4 protein-coding genes are annotated in these 2,253 nt (G+C 79.3%); all 4 read right to left on the minus strand.

Going from position 1 to position 2,253, the window contains the following annotated elements; all coding sequences use genetic code 11:
* Nucleotides 1–538 (minus strand): DUF4192 family protein (locus tag GTQ99_RS22370; RefSeq protein ID WP_166617879.1); only part of this gene is annotated, 538 nt, incomplete at its 3' end.
* 62 nt (nucleotides 539–600) lie between these two features.
* On the minus strand, nucleotides 601–1,056 hold the full coding sequence (locus GTQ99_RS22375) for a DUF1232 domain-containing protein (protein ID WP_205708038.1): 456 nt from the start codon (nucleotides 1,054–1,056) through the stop codon (nucleotides 601–603).
* A 95-nt stretch (nucleotides 1,057–1,151) separates the two neighbouring features.
* Nucleotides 1,152–1,847 carry an EcsC family protein gene (locus GTQ99_RS22380; RefSeq protein WP_166617880.1) on the minus strand — a complete coding sequence of 232 codons (696 nt, stop codon included), beginning with the start codon at nucleotides 1,845–1,847 and terminating at the stop codon, nucleotides 1,152–1,154.
* A 48-nt stretch (nucleotides 1,848–1,895) separates the two neighbouring features.
* Nucleotides 1,896–2,123 carry a hypothetical protein gene (locus GTQ99_RS22385; RefSeq protein WP_166617881.1) on the minus strand — a complete coding sequence of 76 codons (228 nt, stop codon included), beginning with the start codon at nucleotides 2,121–2,123 and terminating at the stop codon, nucleotides 1,896–1,898.
* Nucleotides 2,124–2,253 lie beyond the last annotated feature (130 nt).

Genomic DNA, 2,253 nt, shown 5'->3' on the forward strand with positions numbered 1-2,253 from the left:
GGCAGCAGCCCTCGTCGGCGCAGCGCAGCGAGCGCCAGCGCCCGCGCGCCACGAGGAGCACGTCCACCACCCGGCTGCCGGCGGCCGCCAGCGCGGCACCGGCCGCCGCGAGCGCGGACGCCGCCGCTGCCGCCGGCAGCAGCTCACCGGCAGCACCGGCAGCACCGGCAGCACCGGCAGCCCCGCCACCCCCGCCGCCGGGGTCGTCGCGGCCGTCGTCGTAGCAGACGAGCACGACCTGCTCGGGAGGACCGCCGCTGCCGCGCCGCAGGGTCTCCAGCGCCGCGGCCACCACCTGCTCGGCCCGGCGCCGCACCGCGCGCGCCGGGCCGGCCGGGGTGCCCGGGCCGGGCGCGGGCAGGTCCACGCGCACCACCGCCCCCACCCGGGAGCGCCCCGCGGCACCGGCGGAGGCCGACAGCTCGACGAGGACGAGGCTGGCGCGCGGGTGGAAGCCCATCCGGTAGGGCAGGACCGCGAGCAGCTCGTCGGGACCGCCGAGGACCAGCGGGGCGCAGGAGGGGGTCGGTGGGGTCATGCCCGCCAGCGTCGGCGCGCGGGCGGGCGCCGACGGCGGTGTCCACCGCCGCCGGCGGGGCCTCAGCCCCGCGCGCGGCTGTGCAGACGGCGGTGCGCCGGCGGTGCCGTGGTCGCGGGCGCGAGGGGCGGCGGCTCGGGCGTCCCCCCGGGCACCGCCGGGGGCCCGGAGCGGGCGGTGGCGCGCCAGGCGGCGTAGTCCTCGGTGGCCGCCAGCAGCGAGCCGGCCACCCAGACGGCCACGACGCCGTCGTCGAGCAGGCCCAGCAGCGGCAGCAGCGCCTCGGGCGCCGCGTCGAGGGGCGAGACCAGGTACGCCAGCCCCACCGCCGACCAGGCCAGCCGGCCGCGGCCGGGACCGCGGTAGCCGCCGGCGACGCTGTCGCGCGTCATGGCCGGCAGCGAGCGCACCCGTTCGACCACGCCGGGGGTACCGGGTGGGGTGCCCTCGCGCAGGGTCCGCCACACCAGGCGCAGGGCGCCGCCACGGCGTGCGGCGGAGGGGTGCGGACGCTTCACGGGGCGGCTCCGGGGACGGGCGACGGGGTCCACCCGTGCAACACCCGCGCGCACCCGCGCGTTCCGCGCGGGTGCGCGGGCTCAGTCCTCGGGGCTCAGTCCTCGGTGCTGCGCGGGGGGAAGGCGACCTCGGCCTGCTTGGCGATGCGCCGGAAGGTCACCGCGTCCATGCCGGCGCCCACGACGCCGCCGACCAGCGGCAGCGAGCGCGTCGGCAGCCGCAGCAGGCCGGTGGTGCCGAAGCGGGCCAGCAGCCGGAAGCCGACGCCCTTGTTGACGAGCATGAGCACCGAGGGGGGCAGGCGCTTGGTGAAGAGCTTGCCCAGGTGCCCGCGCACGGAGGGCAGCGAGGGCAGGCCCACGGACTTCAGGACGTCGGTGGCGTCGGTGCCCACCAGGGTCAGCAGGACGGCCGAGCGCACCTCCGGACGGCTGCTGTCGTAGCCGCGCAGCTCGGCGGTGGCGGCGACGGTGCGGGTGGCCAGCACGTAGAAGCCGAGCACGTTGGCCGGCAGGGACACCGCGAGGGTCAGCAGGCCGCCGACACCGGTGGCGAAGCCGTTGGCCGCGGCCAGGCGGGTCTGGCTGCGCACCACGGCGTGCACGGCCGACTCCGTCGTGGGGTGCTCGGCGCGGGCGGCGCGGGCCAGCTCGGCGGCGCTGTCGAAGGGGCCCTTGCCGTCGATGCCCACGGCGAGCAGCCGCTGGACCAGCTGCGAGGCGCGGGAGTCGTCCGGCACGGGCGTCGCGTCGCCGGAGGTCTTCTCGAGGTCGGGGGTGCGTTCAGCCACGCGGGAACGCTAGCCGCCCCGGGCGCGCCGCGCGCGGTCAGCGGCCGCTCAGCGGGCGGGGTCCTGCTCGCTGAGGAAGGCGGCCACCTCGGCGACGCCGCTCTCCACGTAGCGGCGGCGCGCCCACGGGCGGGGCAGGCGCTGGTCGGGGCCGAGCGGCGGGCGGTCGGCCTGCGGCAGCAGCCAGGGGCTGGCCGCGCGGCGCAGCGCCCGGCGGTCGTTGACGAAGGGGACCACGAACACGGCGAGCAGGCAGATCTCCAGGAAGGTGGACATGCTTCCTTCCTCGGCAGCACCCGCCCGCGACTTCAGTGCCCGCTCCCCCGGCGCCGCGGGGCCTGCCGGCGGGGGCTGCGCGCGCGGGCGGCGGGTCCCGGCTGGTTGGATCCACGGGTGCCCGCCGGAC

Source organism: Kineococcus vitellinus (assembly GCF_009906315.1).
GTDB lineage: Bacteria > Actinomycetota > Actinomycetes > Actinomycetales > Kineococcaceae > Kineococcus > Kineococcus vitellinus.

Coding starts and splice junctions, on each gene's coding strand:
- GTQ99_RS22385 (WP_166617881.1), bottom strand. CDS start 2,123: ATGTCCACCTTCCTGGAGATCTGCCTGCTCGCCGTGTTCGTGGTCCCC.